The organism is Halomonas sp. N3-2A (assembly GCF_002216165.1).
Classification (GTDB): Bacteria; Pseudomonadota; Gammaproteobacteria; order Pseudomonadales; family Halomonadaceae; genus Vreelandella.
Genome location: NZ_CP022286.1, coordinates 2,664,793 through 2,688,582 on the forward strand (window position 1 = coordinate 2,664,793; position 23,790 = coordinate 2,688,582).

The following is a 23,790-nucleotide window of genomic DNA, read 5'->3' on the forward strand; positions in this document are numbered from 1 at the left end:
TCTACACCAAACTGACAACGATGAGGAATCATGATGACTCCTGAACAACGTCACCGCATTCTTGCGCTGACGCCCACCAAACGCCTTTGTGAGAGCTGGGCAGTGCTCGGCATCCAAGTGCGATACCGCTGCGTTCGAGGCCCGGAAACCGGCATGGTGATGGTGCGTGGTCGCATGGGCGGTTCAGGCAACGCTTTCAACCTTGGGGAAATGACCGTGACACGCGCCAGCGTGGCCCTGGATGACGATACCCCTGGTGGCGGTGGATTAGGCCATGGATGGGTTGCTGGGCGTAGCCATGAACACGCCGAGCTGATCGCTCTGATCGATGCCTGTGCTCGACAACAACACTGGGCTCATCGCATTGATGAAGAGCTGATCGAACCACTTTCCCAGTCGCTGGCTGATGAGCGTATCGAGCGTTCTCAGACCGCCGCCGCAACACGAGTTGACTTTTTTACAATGGTACGCGGGGAGTAGCCATGCAGCATATTTTAACAAGTGCCGAGCCTCACGATCAGCGATCGCATGATCTAAGGCCGCATGACTGGCCAGCCCTTGATGACGCTGTTCACCATGGCCAACGCTTATTCCGCCAACTGCTAAGCGCTATGGCTGAACCCGGCACCATTGAGGAAGTTAGTCTCTCACCCCTACCCGAAGGCGTTGGCTTGTCACGCGCTGCCTGGGGAGTACTCCTAGCACTGTGCGACCTGGACTCGCGGATATGGATCTCCAACGAGCTGGATCGTGATGGCATGGCAGAGGCTATCGCTTTCCACACAGGGGCACGCATTGTGACCCAGGCCGACCAGGCCGACTTCGCCCTACTAACACCGCAGAGTTGTCAGGACCTGCCAGGCTTCGCCGAAGGCAGCGACACTCACCCGGACCGCAGCACAACCCTGTTGGTGGTATTGGAGACATTGACCAACGCCGAAGGACAACCCAGCAATAACACTGGCCGTTGGCGCCTGAGCGGCCCTGGTATTGCCGATACGCGAATGCTTGAGCTGGATGCTTCTGCCGAGGTGTTAATAACACGCTTGAAGGCTAATAGCGGCAGCTTTCCCCGCGGACTAGACACTATTTTGACCTGCTCAGAGCGTCTAGTTGCGATTCCGCGTAGCACTCGTATAGAGCCTCTAGTCGGCATGGCTTCAATGGATCAAGCAGCTGTCTGTGCAGAGGAGAACGCCTAATGTACGTTGCTGTAAAAGGTGGCGAACAGGCCATCGCCAACGCCCATCAGTGGATGGCAGACCGCCGTCGAGGCGACCGAGCACAGCCCGAGCTTAGCGTTGACCAGGTTTGTCGTCAGCTCGGTCTCGCCGTGGATCGCGTCATGGCTGAGGCTTCACTGCATGACCCTGAGCTCGCTGCTTTGGCATTAAAGCAAGCCAGCGGTGATCTGACAGAAGCAGTCTTTCTGCTGCGCGCCTATCGCACTACCTTACCAAGGCTGGCCGATAGCACCCCACTCAAGACAAGTGACATGCAGGTAGAGCGCCGTATCAGTGCCGCTTTTAAGGATGTCCCCGGAGGCCAAGTTCTTGGGCCAACCTACGACTACACCCACCGCCTACTTGACTTCATGCTGCTGGCAGAGGGCGAGATCCCCGACCCAGCGCGTGCCGAGGCTGGACTAGAAGCCTGCCCGCAAATACTCGATGCCCTTGATGCCGAAGGGTTGATTGAACAAGAGGTTGATGATGGTGCCGTGCCTTACGACATCACTCAGGATCCACCCGACTTCCCGGTTGATCGGGCTACTCGCCTGCAAATGCTGGCGCGCGGCGACGAAGGATATCTGCTAGCACTGGGCTATTCGACCCAGCGTGGCTACGGCCGCAACCATCCTTTCGCTGGAGAGATTCGTCAAGGCACCGTCGAAGTGGAGATTGAGGTGGAAGGCTTTGATGGCCCCGTCTGTCTCGGGGAGATCGTCATTAGCGAATGCCAGATGATCAATCAGTTTGGCGGCAGCCGTGAAAAGGCGCCTCAGTTTACTCGCGGCTATGGTTTGGCCTTTGGCCGTAACGAACGCAAAACCATGGCCATGGCGCTGGTCGATCGCGCGTTGCGCGCGGAAGAACTGGGTGAGCCGATTCAAGGCCCTGCCCAGCAGGCAGAGTTCGTACTAGCTCACGCCGACAATGTTGAAGCCTCCGGCTTTGTTTCTCACTTGAAGCTGCCGCATTACGTCGATTTCCAGTCGGAGTTAGAGCTGCTGCGTCGCCTGCGTCGTGAACACACCACTCAAGAATCTGCAGACTCTCGCCTTCCCAGCAGGAGCGTCCGAAATGAACGCCAGTAATGACAAAGCCGACAATGTTTATAGCGGCTACAACTTCGCCTATCTCGACGAGCAAACTAAACGCATGATCCGCCGTGCGCTGCTCAAGGCAGTCGCGATTCCCGGCTATCAGGTTCCTTTCGGTGGCCGAGAAATGCCAATGCCTTACGGTTGGGGTACGGGGGGCATGCAGCTTACCGCTAGCATCCTTGGCGCTGATGATGTGCTTAAAGTGATTGACCAAGGCGCCGACGACACCACTAACGCCGTCAGTATTCGTACTTTTTTCGAGCGCGTGGCTGGGGTCGAGACGACGACCCGAACCGGGGAGGCCAGTGTGATCCAGACCCGCCACAGAATCCCCGAACAAGCCTTGACGAAAGGCCAAATTCTAGTGTTCCAGGTGCCCATCCCAGAACCGCTGCGATTTATTGAGCCAAGCGAAGAGGAAACCCGAATAATGCATGGCCTTGAAGAGTATGGCGTGATGCACGTCAAACTCTACGAAGACATTGCCCGTCATGGACATATCGCGACAACTTATGCCTATCCGGTCAAGGTCGCTGATCGCTATGTTATGGACCCCTCACCGATTCCCAAATTTGATAACCCCAAGCTCGACATGAGCGAAGCGCTAATGCTGTTCGGCGCGGGCCGCGAAAAGCGCCTGTATGCCATTCCGCCGTACACACGGGTTAAGAGCTTAGATTTCGAAGATCATCCGTTTGAGGTCCAGACCTGGGGGGAACCGTGCGCTTTGTGCGGGGCTACCGATAGCTACCTTGACGAAGTTATCACCGACGATCAGGGAGGACGGATGTTCGTCTGCTCGGATACGGACTACTGCCAAGATCGCCACGAGGAGGTGGCATGAAGCGCCCACTGCTTACTCGCCCTGCCCTTCTTGAAGCGCGCGACATTACGCGTTTATACGGCCCCAACCAGGGTTGCCAGGACATCGATTTCACCCTGCACCAAGGTGAAGTACTCGGCATCGTCGGTGAATCAGGCTCTGGTAAGTCGACCCTACTGAGGGTGTTATCAGGGCTTGAAAAGCCCGATAACGGTCAAGTGATTTACCACCGCCCGGAGCCATTCGGCACTGCAGCTGTTGAGGCAAAAGATGAGTTTGATCTTTACGCTATTAGTGAGGCTCGGCGCCGGGCACTGCTGCGTCTCGAGTGGGGCCTTGTGCACCAGAACCCTCGTGATGGCTTGCGCCTAGGAGTATCCGCTGGGGCCAACATTAGCGAGCGCCTGATGGCACTGGGGCAACGCCATTACGGTAACCTGCGGGCCGCCAGCCAGGACTGGATGGGGCGAGTAGAATTAGACCCACGTCGCATCGATGATGCGCCACAAACGTTCTCGGGCGGCATGCAACAACGCCTGCAGATTGCCCGAACGCTGGTGACCGAACCCCGCCTAGTGTTTATGGATGAGCCCACCGGTGGCCTCGATGTCTCAGTCCAAGCACGCCTTCTCGACATGCTACGCACCTTGACCCGGGAGCTTGGTCTCTCAGTGATTCTGGTTACTCATGACCTAGCGGTTGCCCGACTGCTGGCCCACAGACTGATGGTGATGCGCCGTGGACGGGTAGTGGAAGCTGGGCTAACCGACCAGATTCTGGACGACCCACAGCACGATTACACCCAGCTACTCGTGTCATCGGTGCTGACACCATGAACCGTGCCCACTCTCAGGATTTTACGTTGAGGAGCCCGCTATGATGGCGAACAAACAAGCCTTTCTGAGCGCATCGTCGCTCGACAAGTCTTTCATACTACATGCTCAGGGCGGCCAGCAACTTACCGTGATGCGCGGCCTTGAACTAAGCCTAGTGCCAGGCGAATGTCTTGTGCTGGCCGGACGTAGCGGTATCGGCAAAAGTACCTTGCTGAAAATGGTTAATGGCAATTACCGCGTCTCCGGTGGCCGATTGACGCTGCACTTCGATGACAGTGAACTGGAACTTTCAGACCTACCTGCCCAGGCGTGGCATGTCTTGCGTCGCGATGTGATTGGCTATGTAAGCCAGTTTTTGCGTGTAGTGCCACGGGTCTCTGCGCGAGAAGTAGTCATGGAGCCGCTACTGTCTAGAGGCTGTGAGGTAAACGAAGCGCGCAGTCGTGCCGAAGCGCTACTAGCCCGGCTCAATCTCCCTGAGCGACTGTGGAGCCTGGCCCCTGGGACCTTTTCAGGGGGCGAGCAACAACGCGTCAACATTGCCCGTGGCTTTATTGCAGAGCATCCGCTGCTGCTGTTGGACGAGCCCACCGCCTCTCTGGATAGTGCTAATCGCGATGTCGTGGTCGAGCTGATTCTGGAAGCCAAGGCTCGCGGCAGCGCAATGCTGGGTATCTTTCACGACGAAGATGTTCGCGATCGCGTCGCCGACCGCCTGCTGCCATTGGAAAACCATATGTTGCGCTCAAGTGACACCCCGTTCTCAGACGCTGACTCGGGCCAAGCGTTAGCTAGTTCCTTTGCTACATCGCCAGCAGGGAAAAGTGATACCAAGGAGGCGCTGTGATGGGTGCCAATGACCAGATTCTGACCAACGCTCGCCTAGTACTCGAAGATGACATAGTCCATGGCAGCCTTGTCATCAAGGACGGAATGATCATGGCCGTTGAACGTGGGCTTAGTACACTGCCAGGTGCTATCGATTGCGCAGGCGACCTGCTGATCCCCGGGTTGATCGAGCTGCACACTGATAATATGGAGAAATACTTTCAGCCACGGCCTAAAGTATCGTGGCCACCGCGATCAGCGGCCTTGGCCCACGATGCGCAGATGGCAGCGAGCGGGATCACCACAGTATTTGATGCGGTGTCCATTGGCGACGTGGATGACCACGGCATGCGTCAGAATGCGTTGCATCAGATGGTTGAGGCTCTGACCGAGATCAACCGCAACGGCATGGCCCGCGTAGACCACCGTTTACATCTACGCTGCGAGGTTTGCCACCCAGATACGCTGGCACGCTTTCAGTCCCTTGCGGACACTCCTGAACTTGGCCTGGTATCTTTGATGGACCACTCGCCAGGGCAACGCCAGTTTGCCAGCTTCGACGCCTACCGAGTGTACTACAAGGGCAAGCACGGCTTCGATGATGCCAGCCTCGATGCGTTCATCGAGCGTCAGCAGGGCTTTAGCGCCCAATATTCAAGCGCCTACCGTCAAGCGATTTCTCAAGCCTGCCATGAGCGTGGTCTAGCACTTGCCAGCCACGACGATGCCACTGTAGAGCATGTGGCCGAAAGCCTTGAGTACGGCACTAAAGTAGCAGAATTTCCGACTACCCTGGAAGCTGCCAAAGCCTCACACAAGAACGGCATGGCAGTGATGATGGGTGCTCCTAATGTGGTACGTGGAGGCTCCCACTCCGGCAATATTGCCGCCAGTGAGCTAGTGCGCCATGGCGTGCTTGATATTCTTTCTTCGGACTACTACCCGGCTGCGCTTCTAGACGCAGTCTTCCAGATTGCCGCTATGGAGGGAGGCTATGACCTACCCCGTGCTGTGGCCTGCGCTTCGCGTAATCCTGCCAAAGCGGTCGGGTTTGATGACCGTGGCCGCATCAGTGAGGGGCTGCGTGCGGACCTGATTCGGGTGCGAGAAGTCAACGGCCATCCGCTGGTACAGCGGGTATGGTGCGCTGGAAAACAGGTGCACTAATGGGACGACTGGTCTATTTGATCGGTGCTAGCGGCGTGGGCAAGGACAGCTTGCTACAGGCCGCACGCCGCGCTCACCCCGAGTGGGTCGTTGCCCACCGCTATCTCACTCGGGAAAGTGGCATGGATGAAGACTGCGTGTCACTCAGCAATGCCGAATTCGCGGTGCGTCGCGAATCTGGCCTACTGTGCCTCGACTGGCATGCTCACAACTTAAATTATGGCGTTGGCGTGGAGGTTGAGTCGTGGCTTGCCAATGATGCCATCGTGCTACTTAACGGTAGCCGCCGAGCCTTACCGAAGGCGTACGATCGTTTCGGTGAGGCGCTTCTTCCGGTAGTGATCACTGCGCCTGCCGAGGTGCTGCGTCGTCGGCTAATTGAACGTGGACGAGAATCGCCCTGCGAAGTCGAACACCGGCTCAGACGCCACCACGCAATGGAGCGCGAACTGGCCGAGTCTTTTCCTGAGATCGCCCGAGTCGACAATGGCGGAAAGCTTTCAGATAGCCTCGCGGCACTGACAGCGGTGATCGAGGGACGCTCTTCGTCCAAGTTATAGAATCCAGGGAAGCTATAGCAGGGGAACTATCGATGGAGTTTCGATTTAATGGTACCGGCGACAGCGCTCAGGTACCACGCTTTGGATGCAACTGTGTGGCCTGTAACCGAGCCAGGGTGTTCACCAGCTTACAGCGCAACCCCTGCTCGGCGGAGGTCAGGGTCGACGGCAAGCGTTACCTGCTTGACGCCGGACGCATGGATTTGGCACTTAGCTGCGAGATGGAACGACCTGCGGCATTCTTAATCACGCATTATCATGCCGACCATGTTCAAGGCCTTTTTCATTTGCGCTGGGGTTGCGGAGAGCCGATTCCGGTTTATGGACCCAAGGACGCCCAGGGCTGCGCAGATTTGCATCGAAATTCTGGGATACTGGATTTTCAGCCCGGGCTCAAACCATTCAGAACGATCAAGTTCGATAGTCTGACAGTGACGCCTGTGCCGCTCAAACACTCCAAGCCCACACTGGGCTATTGTCTTGATGATGGCGGTACAAGGCTTGCGTATCTCACCGACACCTTCGGTCTGCCGGTAGAAACGGAGCGCTTTCTAAACAGCTGGCAACCTGACGTGGTAGTACTGGATGCCTGCCACCCAGCTTCCTACGCGACACCTCGAAATCACAACACGATTACCCAAGCGCTAGATATTATCACTCGGCTAAATCCACCCCGGGCCTACCTCACTCATATCAGCCATGAGCTTGACGCTGAGCGCCTGTTGAAACCTATGGACCTGCCACTCAACGTGCGCATTGCTCAAGATGGAGATACGCTCGATAATTGGCCATAAACACCCTAATAATAATTTAACTAACAAGTATTCGAGAGCAGCATTAAGGTATGCACGTTAACTTTATTATCCGGTTAACGCGTTGGCGTTCTGATTGGTTTTGCTCCTATCAAACACGCTCTTCTTGGAAACTATCAGTCGAACTGAGCTCTCTACTTACTGAGAGCTCATCGGCACTGCTCAATCGCGAGAAAACCCCAGAGCCGGACGCATCGGTAGTACACACCATGTCTCGATATACATTATGTGCTGAAGATTGCACTGAAGGTGACAACGCGGCTTAAAAGGTGTCGGACAGAAGAGGCCCATCAAAAGAGACAAGTGATCTGACACTAATATTAATATAGTGCCAGATCAGGTTTAATATTACGCGAAACGACCTGCTCGGAAAGGCGCCAGATTAATATCGGAAGGGCGCCCCGCCAGTTGATCGGCGATCAGTTCGGCGGTAATCGCCGCTTGAGTCACCCCTAGATGTTGATGGCCAAATGCAAACTGCACCTGCGGGTATTTAGGATGCCGACCGATCACTGGCAAAGAGTCTGGCAATGTCGGGCGAAACCCCATCCAGTCACAGGCTTGTCCAACGCCATGGTCATCGCTCAAAAGTGCGGAAGCATGATGCTTAAGCGTTTGTGAACGTTTAGGGTTGGGCGTTAGCGCCAACCCGCCCAGTTCAGAGAAGCCAACCACTCTAAGACCACATTGCATGGGTGTCATAACGATATTACGCTCAGCCGAACCAACTGGCTGACGTAACGCATTCTTGCGGTTAGTAATAGTGAGACTATGGCCACTTTCAGCCTCCAGCGGTATCTTCAGATCCAACTGCTCCGCTAGCTTAGCACTCCAGGCACCAGTGGCGATGACCACTCGCTGCGCTTCACTAGTGCGCTGACATGAGCGAATGGCGATACCTTCTCTGGTCACACCGATCTGCTCGACATCTTCTTGCACGATGTCCCCGCCCGCATTTTCAAATGCCTCGACCAAGCGCTGCAAAACGCGATAAGGGTCGCTTACCTGATGAGCGTTGGGAAAAAGCAGAGCATGATGAATATTCGGGTTCAGGCCACTATCCCGCGCCTGTACCGCACCGGCATCTAACAGAATTGCTTCGATAGCGTACTTTTCAAGCTTGTCACGATGCCGACACGCCTGTTCCAGAGCACGCACATTTTCCCAGACCATCAAATAACCCGAAGAGATCAATTCGTCCTGGGCACCGATCCCTGCCAGACAGCGTTTCCATGCCGCCAAGGAATGGCTGTTGAGCGCGGTCAGTGCTTGACGCCCCTTGTAAACGTCAGGCTTTCTAGCCGCCATGACAAAACGTAACAGCCACGGAAGCAAGTGTGGCAAGTAACGCGGCGGCAGCGCCAATGGCCCATGTGGATTAAGCAGTAGCTCTGGGGCTTTACGGAGTATCTCGGGTGTGGAAAGAGGATCAACCAGTTCAGTGGCAAGATAACCAGCGTTGCCAAAAGAGGCACCCTTGCCCGGTTCATCGCGATCCACAACCCGCACTCGAGCTCCCTCCTGTTGGAGCTTCAGCGCCGTTGTCATGCCGATCAGACCAGCCCCGATAACTACCACATCGGGGTGACGTGGGGAAGTTTCAAAACTCATGAAACCCTCGAATTGTTAAGCACCAGATTTTCGTCTTGTATCAGCGCAGATTCATCGTCCTGGGACGTGAGCTTAGCAGGCTGGTCACTGTTGGGGCGCTTCTTAGGATCGGCTTTATAGGAGAACCAACCGAACTGGGCGTAGATGATGCTCAACAGCGGCGATAGCCAGCAGGCAAATGCTAGAGGTATATAGAGCAAGGCGCTAAAATCACCGTCGCCCACTGTTAGCCCCAGAGTGGTGATAACAAAAGCGCCACCTACATTCCAAGGAATCAGCGGAGACATCAGAGTGCCGCCCTCTTCGATCGCACGTGCGAGGTTAAGTCGCGAGTAACCGAGTCGGTCATAAGCGCTAACGTACATACGGCCGGGTAACGCAATAGATAGATAAACATCACCGGAGATAGCGTTGACAAAAATAGGCGTTAACACCGCACTCGTTTGCAACGCCCTAAAACTACGCGCTTTTTCGGTAATAGTGGCGACCACTTTTTCTAAGCAACGGGTCTTTTCCAAAATACCGCCAAAGATCAATGCAAAAATGATTAGCGTCACCACCCAGGTCATAGACGTGACACCGCCACGGTTAAGTAGGGTATCTAGCGGCCCGACTCCTGTTTCAATCGCATAGCCACTATGGGCGTAGGTCAAAACATCGTGAAAGGAAACGCCCTGGGTCAGTATAGCGATGAGACCACCTAAACAGGTTGCGGTGAACAGAGCGGGAATAGGCGCGACTTTCAGAAAGGCTAACGATAAAATCACCAGCAACGGAAGCAACTGCCAGGCTCCCAATTGGAAAGCACCAGACAGACCTTCACGAATATCAACAATGCGGGCCAGCGTTGTCGTGGCTTCCTGGTCTCCCCCTCCCACCCAAGCATAAATCACCAAAGCAATGAGCATAGCCGGCACCGTGGTGGGCAGCATGTTTTTAATATGATCGAAAATATTGGTTTCGGTGACGGCAGGCGAAAGGTTGGTCGTATCAGATAGCGGAGACATCTTGTCACCAAAAAAAGCACCGGAGACTATCGCCCCTGAGGTCCAGTAAACAGGCACTTCGAGGGCAACACCGATCCCCATCAATGCAAGTCCAACAGTACCTACTGTGGTCCAAGAAGAGCCTACTACCAGTGACACAATAGCGCACATCAGCATAGTAGCCGCTAGAAACCACTGGGGACTGAGGAGTTCTAGACCATAGTAAATCAGCGTGGGAACCGTGCCGCTGGCAATCAAAACGCCGATCAACATGCCCACCACAATTAAGGTGGCAACAGCAGGCATCGCGACGTGGAGCAGCTTAAAGCCACCGACTTGCATTTCGTCCCAGCGATAGCCACGACTCCAGCCAAAGAGTGCGGCAATACCCGCACCTAAAGCTAGCGGTATATGAGGCGTGAAGTCACCGTAATAGAAAAGCTGAATCGCCAACAGGCCGATAGTAAGTATGATTGGCAGAAGCGCCATACTTAGCGACGGTAGCCCAATGGCTTTACTTTTATTTTTCAAGCTGGTTATTCCTTTTATTCAGCATTAGATCGTCAGTCAACTGTGATTAATTGCAGCTCCTTTCATAAGCAGTGATCGCAGCAGCAAGGTCTTCAGAAGACGCCCCGACTGCTTTAAACACCGTCACAGCTTCATTGGGGTTGTTTAGCTCGCTCCGTCCCAGGTGCCGCATGCCACAAAGTTCATAAAAATCTGCTAATACATCCGACTCACTTATGACACCGGACTTAATGGGGTCAATTAAATCTCCACTCTCGGCTAAGGCACCCGCTCTAGTGTCAACAAATACATAGCCCCTGCGCATAACTTCATCATCGGCTTCTCGCATATAAGGCGTAAAGCTGCCGACCAAATCGACATGCGTTCCTGGCGTGAGCCATTCGCCACGAATCAGTGGTTCTTGACTAAGTGTGGCGCAACTGATGATGTCGGCTTCGCTAACGGCCTGCTGAAGGCTATCTACGGAGACCACCTCTGCTTGGTAGCCCTGTTCAATAAGCTCATCGACCAGGGTAGCGGCTGATTTGGGGTAAAGGTCCCATACACGGACTCGTTTAATCGGACGTACCGATGCATGGGCGGGCACTAGGCGACGCGCCATCCTCCCGGCACCTACCATTAGCAACTCTGCCGAATTTTCGCGGGAGAGGTATCGAGAGGCCAGCGCTGACGCAGCCGCTGTTCTGCGTGATGTCAGCTCGTTGGCTTCGAACTGAGCCAAATGTTTTCCAGTACGTGCACAACTAAGCAGGTAGTGGCCGGTAAGTCCCGGCTCATGACGCGCTGTATTGCCAGGAAAAACATTAACTTGCTTAACACCTAGGTAGCGATTCTCTATCCATGCTGGCATCAGCAATAACGTTGCATCTGGATCGCCACTGACTTTCAAGTGATGGTGGTGGCGGATAGGTGACTGTACGTCGCGAGTAAATATTACGTCGAGAGCACCGATTAGAGCCTCCCAAGGTAAGGCATCGATAACTTGTTCAGCGTTGAAATACATACCAGACTCCATTTATAAAATGCATCGATACAGACTAAGATGGAGGAGGTTGCAAAGTCTTGGCATGGACTCCGTAATAGTTGTCATGTATTCCGTTTGAAGGCTAGTCTTTAAAATAGTCGCGTATACCTAACAAAGAGTGGCTCAGAGCCTACAGCTATTCTGTGTTTCCCTACACAGAGCAACATCCCCAGCTTGCCTACAGCTTGTACGGATTGAGTGATATCAGGATAACGACAATGCAACAAACTCAAGCAAGGTGTAACCGTATTGCCCGTAGTTCGGGCGAGCATTGCCATGACTTCCCACAGCTATTGCTAGGGTGGCGTGGAGAGATGAACTGTGAGCTTGAGAAAGCAACAGGAAGCCTGAATGCCACGACGGCCGCGATTATACCTGCCAATGAAAGACACATTTATACTGGTCGTAATGATTGCAGTGAGCTGCTGGTTATTGATTTAAGCAGCTATGACAGCTGCTTATCCGTACTTGAAAAAGACGCCAATATCGATATGTCGGAGCAGCTTTTTTCCAGACCACTTTTATTTGATATGCCTCCGATCCTCGTATCGACAGTGAGTCATGCAGTTGAGCAACTCCGCTTTTTTGGCCCTAGGGACTCGCGTTATCTACTGCGACGACAACTGGCAATGATGTTTGTTACGCAAGTTTATGAGCTGATGGCTGTAGGCAGCCTGGAAGCGCTGCCAAAAAATTGCCGCATTTCAGCTAGTGACATCAATTCCTTTATTGATACATCGTTGGAAATACCACCTTCTAATTACGCACTTGCCGATTTTCTGCATTTAGGGCAAAGCCAAATGCATCTACTATTTGTGCGCCATTTTGGTAAATCTCCACAGCAGTATGTATTAGAGCGACGGTTATCATGGGCAATGACATGGCTGCAAACCACTCGGTTGCCGTTGGGTAGAATTGCCATGGATTTAGGTTTCTCAGACAGTTCTTCCTTTTCTCGCGCTTTTCGCAAACATTTTGGTCATGCACCATCGGCAATTCGGAGTCAGAGCTCTACGCGATCGCAAATAAATCAGTTAAACTTAGACTAATAAAATAACCGCAGTATTTTGGGCACCAAGGTCGAGAAAAAAGGGCCAGTGCCGATATTTCCTCTGCTTTACTGACCTACGCTCGACGACGCCATATCCATGCCAACTATGACGTGGGCATAACCTGGGTGCGTCGACAGGGAGCTGTCCAAACCATTATTCTGCGCAACACTCACACCTGTGATCCCTACCGCTCCGAGCTCTGTGAGACCAACGAGAACACGAGTGGCCTGATACGGTAGTACTTCCCCAAAAGAACGAACTTACGGCAGGCCACCGCCGGATGGTGAAAGGTAGTCAAACCAACTGAATGCCCTCCCCCGAAAACGGCTCGTTTATCGGGCACCGGCGCAAGTGCTCAGGTGCCTTGGATATCGCAGGTCAGTAGCGTTAAAACAACGCACCCAAACGACTGATAATTTAACTACCCTGCCGAATACATTAGCGATCAGCATTCAATAGCATTAACGGCCAGTCCACCTTTGGATGTTTCCTTATATTTATCAAGCATGTCTCTCCCCGTATCGCGCATAGTGCGAATGACCTTATCCAACGATATAAAGTGAGTACCATCACCGTGCAATGCCATTTGCGCTGCATTAATGGCTTTTACGGTGGCAATAGCGTTGCGCTCGATACACGGCACTTGAACCAGCCCTCCCACCGGGTCGCAGGTTAACCCTAAATTGTGTTCCAGGCCGATTTCGGCCGCATGCTCTACTTGCTCGGGCGTTCCGCCCATCACATCCGCTAAGCCAGCCGCCGCCATGGCGCACGCCGAGCCGACCTCCCCTTGGCAGCCCACCTCTGCCCCCGATATCGACGCGTTTTTCTTACAGAGAATGCCAATGGCACCTGCCGCTAGTAGAAAGTCCACGACGTTTTTCTCGCAGGCGTTGGGCTGAAATTTCATGTAGTAGTGCAGAACAGCGGGAATAATGCCCGCAGCACCGTTGGTGGGCGCCGTTACCATCCGCCCTCCTGCGGCATTCTCTTCATTAACCGCGAGGGCAAAAATATTCACCCATTCCATTGCTGAAAACGTCGATGCGATTAGGCAATCATTCTGCTCAGCGGCTAAAAGCCGCTGATGCAACAGCTTAGCCCTGCGTTTCACGTTTAACCCACCCGGCAATACTCCTTCATGGGTTAACCCATTGTCGATGCACTCACACATGACTTGCCAGATTCGCCACAACTCATTTCTGACCTCGTCTTCTGTCCGCCATACTTTCTCATTCTCTAGCATTAAGCGGCTAATACTCAGCTGCTCTTTTTTACATAATGCTAGCAGCTCTTCAGCTGTATCGAAGTTGTAGGGAATAGTTGCCCCATCAAAGTCCTCTAACGGCATATCCACCTGGGCTTGTTCAACAACAAAACCGCCCCCTACCGAATAGTAGATATTTTCATGCAGCAACTCACCTTGATGTGTGAAGGCAGCAAGCCGCATGGCATTAGGATGATGAGGCAAACTCTCTTCATGGAAATAAATATCGCGATTCCAATCAAAAGCGATTGTTTTTTGGCGTCCAAGTTCTAATAACTGACTCTCTTTAAGCGACGCAATAGATGGCCCAATAATCAAAGGATCAATCGTGTCGGGGCGCTCACCCATTAGCCCCATAATAATCGCGTGATCCGTTGCGTGCCCTATACCCGTCGCTGACAGTGAGCCATAAAGATGAACGTCTAGACGGGCCACTTGATCAAGAAGGTCGGCTTCGCGTAGTGATGTAACATACTTAAAAGCGGCCTGCATGGGCCCGACGGTATGGGAACTGGAGGGGCCTACTCCAATCTTAAAAAGGTCGAAAACACTGATAGGCATTGGAGCACCTCTTGACGTATAAACAGGGGAAACTCAGGCGGCGCCTGAAAGTTTTAATAAGTTATTGATGTGATGAAAAATAAAACGAAACTATCTTTTATGGATAAGTTTTTATTTTTATAAACCGAAATTCTTAAGCACGCATTAGCATGCTTATACATAACTAAGGGCTACCTAGCGAACTAAAAAACGCTTGGTGCTGACAGTAGCCCCGTTATAAAAGCGCGCTATAACTGTGTGTGTTTATCGTTAATAGCTATAAGCCAAAAACCTTAGTTACCAAACACCACTGTACGCCCAGAATAAAAGAACACACGACGTTCCAAGTGATAGCTAATCGCTCTAGCCAGCGTCAGGCACTCGATATCCCTTCCCTTGGCAACCAGATCCTCTGGGTAGTGGGTGTGATCCACTGGCTCGACCCCTTGAGCAATAATTGGCCCTTCATCAAGGTCATTATTAATATAATGTGCCGTTGCCCCCACTAGCTTGACGCCTTTTTCGTACGCCTGATGATAAGGCTTAGCGCCTTTAAAACCGGGCAGTAGCGAGTGATGAATATTGATAGCGCGCCCGGCTAATAGTTCACACATTGAGGGGGAGAGTACCTGCATATACCTTGCCAGCACCACCAGCTCAGCGTCAGTATCCGCGATGATTTCGCGTATCTGCGCTTCCTGCTGCAATTTCGTCTCGGGCGTGATCGGCAGGTAGTGATAGGGCAAATCGTGCCATGCTGCCAACGGCTCCAGATCAGGATGGTTGGAAATCACCGCTTTGATATCCAGCGGAAGCTGGCCCGTCCGATAACGGTAGAGCAGATCATTCAAGCAGTGATCGGCCTTGGAGACCATAATCACGGCGCCTGTGCGTTTGCCCGGCGCCGTCAGCTCAAACTGCATATCGAATTCGCCTGCCCGCGCTGTAAAATCGGCGTGGAAGCGCTCTTCATGGAAGTCGTCTCGCTCTGGACGAAACTCGGCACGAATGAAAAAGCGTCCGCCAAGCCGGTCATCGAAAGAGTTGAGTTCAGTGATATAGCACTGCTGCTCTTTTAAAAAGCGCGTGACAACGTCCACCGTTCCCAAACGGCTTGGGCATTGGGCGGCAAGTATCCAGGTATCACTCATTCGGCTCATAATGCATGTATCTCTGTTAGCGGCAGAAGATAGCGGCCGAAACAGCGTTTCGGCCTGCCTGCTTATTGTTCTACGTTCACGCCATACTCTGCTGCTGCATCCAGTAGCCAGCGGTAGCAGTAGTCGGCAAAACTGCGCCGCACGACTAACTCCCAACGCTCCTCACTGGGCCGACGAAGGATGGTCGTGGCCTTGGCGAAAACGGTAGTAACGCCTTTGCCCACGGGAAAATGGCGGGGATGAACGTCGTAGATCACCGCTTTCATCAACAGCTCGCGGGCCGCCTCTCCGGTAATCTCTAACACCGTCTGCCCACCGCTGACATCGCTGATGGCGTAATGGGAATCCCCCAAACGCTCCCGCAACTGCGTCTCTAGCGGGAACTCCTCACCGCCAGGCACAATCACCAGCCACTCGTCAGGAGAAAGCCACTGAATGGACCGCTCGCCGCTGGCATCCTGCACTAGCGCCTGGGGCTTGCCAGGCAGACTAATCCCCAGCACATCGCGCACCGCCTCATCGAGAACGATGGCACCGCCTCGTAAGATCAGATGCCCAAGCATTGCCCGCTCGCGTAGCTGAACCCGACTTGAACTACCAGTACGAGGAGCACCGCTATGACGATAGCTAAAGGCTAACGGAGACTCTACCGGGATAGCGGTATCAGTACGGGTATCGAAAGTGGCCGCATTAGACATTTTGGCGCTCTCCCTTGGGATCATAAAAAATGGTGCTGACAATTTCGGCTTCGTGAACTTGGCCGTCTGCCATGGGCAGATAGACGGTTTCGCCCATTTTCTTGAGGCCGCCCTTAACCACCGCTAAGGCAAATCCAGAGTCCAGAATTGGGCTGTAGTAGCTTGAGGTCACATGCCCTGCCATGGGCATTGGGATCGCATGCTTGGGATCAAACACAATCTGGGCGCCCTCTTCCAGCACCACCGTAGGGTCCTTCGGTTTGAGACCCACCAGCTGCTTGCGGTTTTCGCGCTTGGTATCCGTTCGCGTCAGGGCTCGCTTACCAATCCATGAGAAAGGCTTGTCGTAACCTACGCACCACTGCATGCCCAGGTCTTCCGGCGTTACCGAGCCGTCGGTTTCCTGGCCGACGATAATAAAGCCTTTTTCAGCACGCAGGACGTGCATGGTCTCTGTGCCATAAGGCGTCAAGCCATACTTCTCGCCATGCTTGAACAGGGTCTGCCACACGTGCATGGCGTAGTTGGCTTGGACGTTAATCTCAAAGGTCAACTCACCGGTAAAGGAGATCCGATAAACACGCGCAGGCACCCCGGCCACTTTTCCAGCACGCCACTCCATAAACTTAAAGCTATCGCGGTCGAGATCGATATCCGTCATCTCAGCCAGCAGCTTGCGTGCTTCGGGGCCAGTGATCGTCATGGTGGCCCAGTGGTCAGTCACTGAAGAGAAGTAGACATCCAGTTCTGGCCACTCGGTCTGATGCCATAACTCCAACCATTCCAATATCGCTGCTGCACCACCGGTGGTGGTGGTCATCAAAAAGTGATTTTCAGCAAGACAGCTGGTTACACCGTCATCAGTGACCATGCCATCATCTTTGCACATCAAGCCATAACGGCACTTACCAACTGCCAACTTCTCCCACTTGTTGGTATAGACACGCGCCAGGAATTCACGCGCATCCGGCCCTTGAATGTCGATCTTGCCAAGCGTCGAAGCATCGAGAATACCCACTTTCTCGCGCACCGCTAAACACTCCCGGGCGACCGCTTCGTGCATGGTCTCGGTCTTGCCATTCACCTTCTGTGGGTAGTACCAGGGACGCTTCCACTGACCGACATCCTCAAACTCGGCGCCGCGCTCAACGTGCCACTGATGAAGAGCGGTATAGCGCTCGGGATCGAACAGATCACGGCAGTGGCGACCCACAATGGCGCCAAAGGTCACCGGCGTATAATTTGGCCGAAATACCGTGGTGCCCACCTCGGGGATGGAGCGATTCAGGCAGCGAGCTGCAATGGCCATACCGTTAATATTGCCCAACTTGCCTTGGTCGGTACCGAACCCCATCGCGGTATAGCGCTTAATATGCTCGATAGACTCAAAGCCTTCCCGGGTAGCCAGTTCGATGCCCGCCGCAGTGACGTCGTTCTGCAGGTCAACGAATTGCTTCGGCCCGCGCAGCGTGGGTTTCTCATGGGGAACCTGGAAAAGTGCCACCGCAGGCCCCTGCTGGAGACGTTCAACGCTAGGCAGGTTAACCGGCTGAGCCGCGTGGCCTGTGGCTGCCGCTGCTTTAATACCAGCCTCAACCCCCTCAGCAAGTACGTCTCCCAACGCATAGGTGCCATTAGCGCCACCGCAGGCATGAACGCCTTTCACTAGCCCTGGCACAAAGCCGAGAATATCGTCACGCCAAGTAGGCCGCGCGCCGGTATGGGAAGCCAAGTGGATAACCGGACTATAGCCACCTGAGCTAGCAATAGTGTCGCAGGCCAATTCCTGGACTGGGCCACTGACTCGGTAAGCGCCAATATCGATCTTGGCCACCCGAGCGGCAGTGACTCGGTTGCTGCCTTTCGCCTCGATAACGGCACTGCCGGTGATGATCTTGATACCTTGGGCGCGGGCGGCATCGACCCAATCCCCTGCAGGCGCTTCGCGGGCGTCAACAACCGCCACCACCTCGCAGCCTGCTTCCTTCCAGTCTAAGGCGGCGCGATAGCCATCATCGTTGCTGGTAGAGAGCACCAGTTGGCGACCTGGCACGACACCATAGCGTCGAATGTAGGTAGAAACAGCGCTTGCCAGTAGGTTGCCTGGAACGTCATTTCCCGCATACACCAATGGCCGCTCGTGAGCGCCTGTGGCTAAGATCACCTGACCAGCGCGAACTCGATGCATGCGGGAACGTACCGGGCGGCGGCCATTGACGACAGGCGCCGTTTCGCCCAGATGCTCAGTACGCCGCTCGTGCAGTGTCACAAAATTGTGATCGTGATAACCGTTAGCCGTGGTGCGTGGCAGCAGTGTGACGTTCTCACATCCGGCTAGCTCTTCAAGCACTCGAGCAACCCACTGGTCTGCCGACTTGCCATCCAGAGTTTCGCGGCTACCCAACAGTGAGCCGCCCATCTCTTCTTGCTCATCGGCAACGATCACCCGCGCACCGCCACGGGCAGCAGCCAATGCTGCAGACAAGCCGGCAGCGCCAGCGCCAACGACCAGCACATCGCAGTGTTGATGAAGGTGGTCATAGCTGTCTGGATCGGCTTCCATAGGGCTGCGGCCCAGGCCTGCCGCCTTACGAATATACTTTTCGTAGGTCAGCCACATCGACGCCGGTGCCATAAACGTCTTGTAGTAGAAGCCCGGCGGCATAAATTGCCCACCTAACTTGCCTATCAAGCCCATCAAGTCGCGCTGTACATTAGGCCAACCGTTGGTGCTACAGGCGGCTAATCCATCAAACAGTGCTTGCTGGGTAGCGCGAACATTGGGCACCTGTGCCGCTTCGGTACTGCCTAATTGAACAATGCCATTGGGTTCTTCAGCGCCTGCGGCGACGATGCCTCTGGGGCGCGAGTACTTAAAGCTGCGGTTAACGATATCCACACCGTTAGCCAGCAGCGCCGAAGCCAGGGTGTCTCCAGGATGCCCTTGGTAACGCTGACCGTTAAAGGTAAAGCTCAACGTGCGAGAGCGATCGATTCGGCCGCCTGCCTTTAGGCGGAACACTTGTTGCTTAGACTGACTCATGCCCGCACTCCTTCCTGATGGCTTACCGCTGCCGCCTCGCGAGGCTGCTTTTGGCTGTCGGCAGTTATCGTCGGCTGCTCGCCCATTTTGTAGGTCTCGAGAATCTCGTAGCTCACCGTATGACGCGTCACGTTGAAGAACTTGCGGCAACCTACCGCATGCACCCACATTTCGTGATGCACCCCTCTGGGGTTGTTGCGGAAGAAAAGGTAGTTCCCCCACTCTTCATCGCTACACGCCTCGGGCTCTTTGGGTCGCTCAATATGCGCCTGGCCTTTGGGGTGAAACTCCTCTTCCTCACGGTGTTCGCCGCAGTAGGGGCAATAGATATAAAACATGACGAATACTCCTCTCGTATGAACCCTAGTGGGCCACGCCGGCGGCGCCGTGCTCATCAATCAGCGCACCGCTATGGAAGCGGAACATGGAGAACGGCTCAGCAATGGGGTGCATCTCACCCTTAGCCAAGCTGGCAGCGAACACGTGACCCGATCCTGGAGTAGCTTTGAAGCCACCCGTGCCCCAACCACAGTTGAAGAACAACCCCTTCACCGGTGTTTTAGAGATAATCGGACAGGCATCCGGACAGGTATCGACAATACCGCCCCACTGACGATTCATACGCACCCTAGAGAAGATCGGGAACATCTCGACGATCGCCTGAAGGGTGTGTTCCACGGTAGGATAGCTACCGCGCTGACCATAGCCGTTATAGCCGTCAATGCCAGCGCCGATGACTAGGTCGCCTTTATCAGACTGACTGATATAGCCATGTACGTGATTAGACATCACCACGGTATCGAGAATCGGTTTGATCGGCTCGGAGACCAGGGCTTGTAGCGGGTGAGATTCCAAAGGCAACTGAAAGCCGCCCATATTGGCCAACACACCAGAATTACCGGCGGTCACACAGCCCACTGTCTTGGCTTCGATATCGCCACGGTTGGTGTGCACACCGTAGATCCTACCGTCACGGATTTTGAAGCCGGTAACTTCGGTCTGCTGGAGGATGTCCACCCCGTGAGCATCAGCACCGCGCGCATAGCCCCAGGCCACAGCATCATGCCGCGCTACCCCAGCACGCGGCTGCCAGGAAGCGCCCATCACTGGATAGCGAGCATTCTTGGAACAATCCATGATTGGCACCAGCGCCTGCACACCCTTGGTGTCCAGCACTTCGCCATCAATGCCGTTTAGGCGATTCGCGTTAACCCGGCGCTGGATATCGCGCATATCTTGCAGGGTATGCCCCAGGTTGAGCACCCCTCGCTGGGAGAACATGACGTTGTAGTTAAGGTCTTGGGAAAGCCCTTCCCACAGCTTCATGGCATGTTCGTAAAGGGCAGCCGATTCGTCCCATAAGTAGTTCGAACGCACGATGGTCGTATTACGGGCGGTATTACCACCGCCCAACCAGCCTTTCTCGATCACCGCGACATTCTTGACACCGAACTCTTTGGCCAAGTAATAAGCCGTGGCCAAACCGTGGCCACCACCACCGACGATGATCACATCGTACTGCTTCTTAGGCGTGGGATTGCGCCATTGGCGCTCCCAGTTTTCATGGTGGCTCAGCGCGTGCTTGACCAGGCCGAAGCCGGAATAGCGTTGCATAGTGGTCTCCTTAGTTCAGCCGCGCCGGGCCTTGCCGGCAAGCCGATTCAAGCAATAGATTCGACGGCTTCAGCGACAGCTTCAGCATAGACAGGGTGCCGGGCACACACGTCACTCACTTTAGCCAGCACCTCGGCCTCGATGGCAGCGGTATCACTCCCAGCAGCTAATACGTCTAGGATGTCGCAAATCCAGCCAGCTAGTTCGCCACACTCTTGGGCATTGAAGCCACGCGTGGTAACCGCGGGGGTACCAATACGTAGACCCGATGTCACGAAGGGGCTCTGCGGGTCGTTGGGCACCGTGTTCTTATTAACGGTGATATGCGCGCGGCCCAATGCGGCATCCGCATCCTTACCCGTGACGCCCTGCTGGATAAGCGAGACTAAGAAAAGATGATCTTCGGTACCACCCGACACGACATCATAGCCGCGCTCCATGAATACGTTGGCCATGGCTTGGGCGTTGTCAATCACCTGCTGCTGGTAACGCACAAACTCCTGGCTCATGGCTTCCTTGAACGCCACCGCTTTCGCCGCGATAACATGCATCAATGGGCCACCTTGCTGGCCTGGGAAGACCGCACCATTAAGCTTTTTGTAGAGCGCCTCGTCGCCATCCGCAGACAGAATCAGGCCACCACGGGGGCCACGCAGCGTTTTGTGGGTAGTAGTAGTGACGACGTGGGCATGAGGCAGCGGGCTCGGATAAAGGTTAGCTGCCACTAAACCTGCAACGTGGGCCATGTCGACCATTAAGTAAGCACCCACTTCATCAGCGATAGTGCGGAAACGACGCCAATCCACCACGCGAGAGTAGGCAGAGAAACCGGCAATGATCATTTTCGGCTGATGCTCACGGGCCAAACGCTCAACTTCTTCGTAATCGATCTCACCGGTTTCCGGCTTGAGGCCATACTGAACAGCGTTGTAGTGTTTGCCCGAGAAGTTAGGGGCGGCGCCGTGGGTTAAATGGCCGCCGTGGGCAAGGCTCATACCTAGAATAGTATCGCCAGGTTTGACCAGCGCCATAAACACAGCGGCATTGGCCTGAGCGCCGGAATGCGGCTGCACATTGGCATAATTGGCACTAAATAAGTTGCAGGCACGTTCAATGGCTAAGGCCTCAACCTTGTCGACGAATTCACAACCACCGTAGTAGCGACGGCCTGGATAGCCTTCCGCATACTTGTTAGTCAGTTGGGTACCCTGCGCTTCCATGACAAGTTGACTGGTGTAATTTTCGGAGGCGATCAGCTCAATATGCGCTTCTTGGCGTACCGTTTCTTCAGCAATTGCTTCTGCAAGCAAACTGTCGTAACTGGCCAAACGTGCTTTGGGGGAAAAATTACTTTGAAGCATTATCGCCTCCTGATGAGTGACTTTTTTATTAAGTGCTGGACGTTCTCTTTAACGCTGACAAGCCCAGGTTTCTATCAACCAGAGTTTCTATCAACCAAGGTTCCTATCAACGTTTTCTTACCGCGATACTATCGTTGGTTTCCTAGCCCAAGATACTTGTTGACGTCACCACTCGATGCATTTGCGACATCGACATCAATTAGCCAGGCTGTGCAGATAGATCGTCATTGATTACCCATAAAAAAGCGCCCTAAACGGCAAAAGCCATAAAGGGCGCTTTACTGAAGTATTAAAAAATGACTGCGTTAAAAATCGACGACGAGGTCCCCTTTAGGACGACTGCAGCAAGATAGAATGTATCCTTCTGCGACATCCTCATCCGTAATGCCCCCGTTATGCTCCATATCTACCTCCCCCGATTTGAGCTCTACGCGGCAAGTACCGCATATCCCCATACCACATGCTTTGGGGATATGCAGACCCAACTTCGCCGCTGCTGCATGCACTGTTTCGCCAGGCTGAATACGCACACTTTTGCCGGTCGATGCGAACTCAATGCTGTGCAAGTCATTGCTATCAACATTTTCAGCATCGACTTCTGCTTGCTCGGCCAGCTCACGCACATCATCACGAACGTCGATAGGCGTGGCGCCAAACGACTCTTCGTGATAATGGCTCATATCAAAGTTATGGTGCTGCAAAATACGCTTGATGGCGTTCATATAGGGAGTTGGGCCGCAACAAAAGATCTCCCTCTCCATAAAGTCCGGCACCATTAATTCGAATAACGGCTCGGTGAGATAACCCCGGTAGCCAGCCCACGCCTCTCCAATATCCTCTTTACTCTCACAGATAATATGCAGTTTGAATTCGGGGATACGCGAAAACATATGCACCAATTCACGATGATAAATGACATCGCGGGGAGCTCGAGCACTATGTATAAATTCAACATCCACAGCGGCATTAGTATCAAAAAGCCAACGTGTCATGGACATTAAAGGGGTAATGCCAACACCACCAGAGAGGAACAACACTTTCTCGGCGGGAAAATCGATCGAGTTAAAGTTACCGACCGGCCCATGCACCACCAGCTCGTCGCCTATTTTTAAATTGGCATGCAGCCAATTGGAAACCTTGCCTCCCGGCACCTGCTTAACAGTGATCGAAAAGCTGTAAGGAATAGAGGGTGAGCTTGAGATTGTATAGGAGCGCATGATCGGCTGATTATCGATCTCAAGCTCAAGGGTCACAAACTGGCCAGGCTTGAAGAAGAACAGTACGGGTTGCTCCGCCATAAAACAGAACGTGCGTACATCTTGGGTTTCTTGGATCACCTTAACGCAACGTACCTGGTGGCGGCCGTTAGTCCAGGTTTGGGTCGTGACCGGGTTAAAGAAATTAGTTGTCATTATCGCCTCTGCCTGACCAGCCTTCATCGCTATGCATTACCGAACCATATTCGCTATAGCCCAGCACCGTTGATGTGCATTTTGGGGACGCTCCTCTTAGCCGACTTACCTGACAACGACGCGTACTTACCTCGTGCCA

General features: G+C 53.9%; 21 protein-coding genes. 10 read left to right on the top strand and 11 right to left on the bottom strand.

All coding sequences use genetic code 11. The features are described from left to right. Window positions 1-30 precede the first annotated feature (30 nt). Genes phnG through phnP form a run of 9 tightly spaced genes read left to right on the top strand, consistent with a single transcriptional unit; the run spans window position 31 to window position 7,334 of the window. A complete protein-coding gene (gene phnG / locus CEK60_RS12500) occupies window positions 31-480 on the top strand; it encodes a phosphonate C-P lyase system protein PhnG (protein WP_232471381.1) in 450 nt (149 codons plus the stop codon). A gap of 2 nt (window positions 481-482) precedes the next feature. After that, a complete protein-coding gene (gene phnH, locus CEK60_RS12505) occupies window positions 483-1,202 on the top strand; it encodes a phosphonate C-P lyase system protein PhnH (RefSeq protein WP_089039297.1) in 720 nt (239 codons plus the stop codon). Further along, window positions 1,202-2,317, top strand: coding sequence for a carbon-phosphorus lyase complex subunit PhnI (locus CEK60_RS12510; RefSeq protein ID WP_089039298.1), 1,116 nt, complete (start codon window positions 1,202-1,204; stop codon window positions 2,315-2,317). The genes phnH and CEK60_RS12510 overlap by 1 nt, the downstream gene beginning before the upstream one ends. Beyond that, window positions 2,304-3,170, top strand: coding sequence for an alpha-D-ribose 1-methylphosphonate 5-phosphate C-P-lyase PhnJ (locus CEK60_RS12515; RefSeq protein WP_089039299.1), 867 nt, complete (start codon window positions 2,304-2,306; stop codon window positions 3,168-3,170). The genes CEK60_RS12510 and CEK60_RS12515 overlap by 14 nt, the downstream gene beginning before the upstream one ends. Next, on the top strand, window positions 3,167-3,985 hold the full coding sequence (gene phnK / locus CEK60_RS12520; RefSeq protein WP_089039300.1) for a phosphonate C-P lyase system protein PhnK: 819 nt from the start codon (window positions 3,167-3,169) through the stop codon (window positions 3,983-3,985). The genes CEK60_RS12515 and phnK overlap by 4 nt, the downstream gene beginning before the upstream one ends. A gap of 40 nt (window positions 3,986-4,025) precedes the next feature. Then, window positions 4,026-4,832: a phosphonate C-P lyase system protein PhnL gene (gene phnL / locus CEK60_RS12525; RefSeq protein ID WP_232471382.1), complete on the top strand. Its 807-nt coding sequence runs from the start codon at window positions 4,026-4,028 to the stop codon at window positions 4,830-4,832. Continuing rightward, on the top strand, window positions 4,832-5,980 hold the full coding sequence (locus tag CEK60_RS12530; RefSeq protein WP_089039301.1) for an alpha-D-ribose 1-methylphosphonate 5-triphosphate diphosphatase: 1,149 nt from the start codon (window positions 4,832-4,834) through the stop codon (window positions 5,978-5,980). Before phnL ends, CEK60_RS12530 begins: the two co-directional genes overlap by 1 nt. Next, the gene (phnN, locus tag CEK60_RS12535) at window positions 5,980-6,540 is read left to right on the top strand and encodes a ribose 1,5-bisphosphokinase (protein ID WP_089039302.1); all 561 of its coding nucleotides are present in this window, start codon (window positions 5,980-5,982) and stop codon (window positions 6,538-6,540) included. The genes CEK60_RS12530 and phnN overlap by 1 nt, the downstream gene beginning before the upstream one ends. A 32-nt stretch (window positions 6,541-6,572) precedes the next feature. Beyond that, window positions 6,573-7,334: a phosphonate metabolism protein PhnP gene (gene phnP / locus CEK60_RS12540; RefSeq protein WP_089039303.1), complete on the top strand. Its 762-nt coding sequence runs from the start codon at window positions 6,573-6,575 to the stop codon at window positions 7,332-7,334. A gap of 366 nt (window positions 7,335-7,700) precedes the next feature. Here the strand turns inward: phnP and CEK60_RS12545 are convergent, their stop codons facing one another. From CEK60_RS12545 to CEK60_RS12555, 3 genes are read right to left on the bottom strand one after another with little or no spacing between them, the layout of a single operon-like run. Then, a complete protein-coding gene (locus CEK60_RS12545) occupies window positions 7,701-8,963 on the bottom strand; it encodes an NAD(P)/FAD-dependent oxidoreductase (RefSeq protein ID WP_089039304.1) in 1,263 nt (420 codons plus the stop codon). Next, entirely contained in the window at window positions 8,960-10,480 is a 1,521-nt protein-coding gene (nhaC, locus tag CEK60_RS12550; protein ID WP_089039305.1) for a Na+/H+ antiporter NhaC, read from the bottom strand. The genes CEK60_RS12545 and nhaC overlap by 4 nt, the downstream gene beginning before the upstream one ends. Before the next feature lie 46 nt (window positions 10,481-10,526). Beyond that, window positions 10,527-11,483 carry an ornithine cyclodeaminase family protein gene (locus CEK60_RS12555; RefSeq protein ID WP_089039306.1) on the bottom strand — a complete coding sequence of 319 codons (957 nt, stop codon included), beginning with the start codon at window positions 11,481-11,483 and terminating at the stop codon, window positions 10,527-10,529. A gap of 239 nt (window positions 11,484-11,722) precedes the next feature. On the opposite strand from CEK60_RS12555, the gene CEK60_RS22820 reads away from it, so the two are divergent. Beyond that, window positions 11,723-12,553 (top strand): AraC family transcriptional regulator, encoded by an 831-nt coding sequence (locus CEK60_RS22820; protein WP_089039307.1) that lies wholly within the window; start codon window positions 11,723-11,725, stop codon window positions 12,551-12,553. A gap of 448 nt (window positions 12,554-13,001) precedes the next feature. Here CEK60_RS22820 and CEK60_RS12565 read toward each other — a convergent pair whose 3' ends face one another. From CEK60_RS12565 to CEK60_RS12600, 8 genes are all read right to left on the bottom strand, one after another. Further along, window positions 13,002-14,384, bottom strand: coding sequence for an L-serine ammonia-lyase (locus CEK60_RS12565; RefSeq protein WP_089039308.1), 1,383 nt, complete (start codon window positions 14,382-14,384; stop codon window positions 13,002-13,004). 272 nt (window positions 14,385-14,656) lie between these two features. Then, complete coding sequence (purU, locus tag CEK60_RS12570; RefSeq protein ID WP_089039309.1) at window positions 14,657-15,523, bottom strand: formyltetrahydrofolate deformylase; 867 nt, start codon at window positions 15,521-15,523, stop codon at window positions 14,657-14,659. A 62-nt stretch (window positions 15,524-15,585) separates the two neighbouring features. Continuing rightward, on the bottom strand, window positions 15,586-16,221 hold the full coding sequence (locus CEK60_RS12575; protein ID WP_089039310.1) for a sarcosine oxidase subunit gamma: 636 nt from the start codon (window positions 16,219-16,221) through the stop codon (window positions 15,586-15,588). After that, a complete protein-coding gene (locus tag CEK60_RS12580) occupies window positions 16,214-19,264 on the bottom strand; it encodes a sarcosine oxidase subunit alpha family protein (RefSeq protein WP_089039311.1) in 3,051 nt (1,016 codons plus the stop codon). Before CEK60_RS12580 ends, CEK60_RS12575 begins: the two co-directional genes overlap by 8 nt. Further along, window positions 19,261-19,602, bottom strand: coding sequence for a sarcosine oxidase subunit delta (locus tag CEK60_RS12585; protein WP_038480866.1), 342 nt, complete (start codon window positions 19,600-19,602; stop codon window positions 19,261-19,263). The genes CEK60_RS12580 and CEK60_RS12585 overlap by 4 nt, the downstream gene beginning before the upstream one ends. A 25-nt stretch (window positions 19,603-19,627) precedes the next feature. After that, window positions 19,628-20,878 (bottom strand): sarcosine oxidase subunit beta family protein, encoded by a 1,251-nt coding sequence (locus tag CEK60_RS12590; RefSeq protein WP_083000851.1) that lies wholly within the window; start codon window positions 20,876-20,878, stop codon window positions 19,628-19,630. Between the two features lie 47 nt (window positions 20,879-20,925). After that, window positions 20,926-22,239 (bottom strand): serine hydroxymethyltransferase, encoded by a 1,314-nt coding sequence (gene glyA, locus CEK60_RS12595; protein WP_089039312.1) that lies wholly within the window; start codon window positions 22,237-22,239, stop codon window positions 20,926-20,928. Between the two features lie 305 nt (window positions 22,240-22,544). Beyond that, entirely contained in the window at window positions 22,545-23,651 is a 1,107-nt protein-coding gene (locus CEK60_RS12600) for a hybrid-cluster NAD(P)-dependent oxidoreductase (protein WP_089040919.1), read from the bottom strand. Between the last annotated feature and the right edge of the window lie 139 nt (window positions 23,652-23,790).

Bases quoted from the DNA above. Each gene is read 5' to 3' on its own strand.
- phnG (WP_232471381.1), top strand. From the start codon at position 31: ATGATGACTCCTGAACAACGTCACCGCATTCTTGCGCTGACGCCCACC.
- phnH (WP_089039297.1), top strand. From the start codon at position 483: ATGCAGCATATTTTAACAAGTGCCGAGCCTCACGATCAGCGATCGCAT.
- CEK60_RS12510 (WP_089039298.1), top strand. From the start codon at position 1,202: ATGTACGTTGCTGTAAAAGGTGGCGAACAGGCCATCGCCAACGCCCAT.
- CEK60_RS12515 (WP_089039299.1), top strand. From the start codon at position 2,304: ATGAACGCCAGTAATGACAAAGCCGACAATGTTTATAGCGGCTACAAC.
- phnK (WP_089039300.1), top strand. From the start codon at position 3,167: ATGAAGCGCCCACTGCTTACTCGCCCTGCCCTTCTTGAAGCGCGCGAC.
- phnL (WP_232471382.1), top strand. From the start codon at position 4,026: ATGATGGCGAACAAACAAGCCTTTCTGAGCGCATCGTCGCTCGACAAG.
- CEK60_RS12530 (WP_089039301.1), top strand. From the start codon at position 4,832: ATGGGTGCCAATGACCAGATTCTGACCAACGCTCGCCTAGTACTCGAA.
- phnN (WP_089039302.1), top strand. From the start codon at position 5,980: ATGGGACGACTGGTCTATTTGATCGGTGCTAGCGGCGTGGGCAAGGAC.
- phnP (WP_089039303.1), top strand. From the start codon at position 6,573: ATGGAGTTTCGATTTAATGGTACCGGCGACAGCGCTCAGGTACCACGC.
- CEK60_RS12545 (WP_089039304.1), bottom strand. From the start codon at position 8,963: ATGAGTTTTGAAACTTCCCCACGTCACCCCGATGTGGTAGTTATCGGG.
- CEK60_RS12555 (WP_089039306.1), bottom strand. From the start codon at position 11,483: ATGTATTTCAACGCTGAACAAGTTATCGATGCCTTACCTTGGGAGGCT.
- CEK60_RS22820 (WP_089039307.1), top strand. From the start codon at position 11,723: ATGCAACAAACTCAAGCAAGGTGTAACCGTATTGCCCGTAGTTCGGGC.
- CEK60_RS12565 (WP_089039308.1), bottom strand. From the start codon at position 14,384: ATGCCTATCAGTGTTTTCGACCTTTTTAAGATTGGAGTAGGCCCCTCC.
- purU (WP_089039309.1), bottom strand. From the start codon at position 15,523: ATGAGCCGAATGAGTGATACCTGGATACTTGCCGCCCAATGCCCAAGC.
- CEK60_RS12575 (WP_089039310.1), bottom strand. From the start codon at position 16,221: ATGTCTAATGCGGCCACTTTCGATACCCGTACTGATACCGCTATCCCG.
- CEK60_RS12580 (WP_089039311.1), bottom strand. From the start codon at position 19,264: ATGAGTCAGTCTAAGCAACAAGTGTTCCGCCTAAAGGCAGGCGGCCGA.
- CEK60_RS12585 (WP_038480866.1), bottom strand. From the start codon at position 19,602: ATGTTTTATATCTATTGCCCCTACTGCGGCGAACACCGTGAGGAAGAG.
- CEK60_RS12590 (WP_083000851.1), bottom strand. From the start codon at position 20,878: ATGCAACGCTATTCCGGCTTCGGCCTGGTCAAGCACGCGCTGAGCCAC.
- glyA (WP_089039312.1), bottom strand. From the start codon at position 22,239: ATGCTTCAAAGTAATTTTTCCCCCAAAGCACGTTTGGCCAGTTACGAC.
- CEK60_RS12600 (WP_089040919.1), bottom strand. From the start codon at position 23,651: ATGACAACTAATTTCTTTAACCCGGTCACGACCCAAACCTGGACTAAC.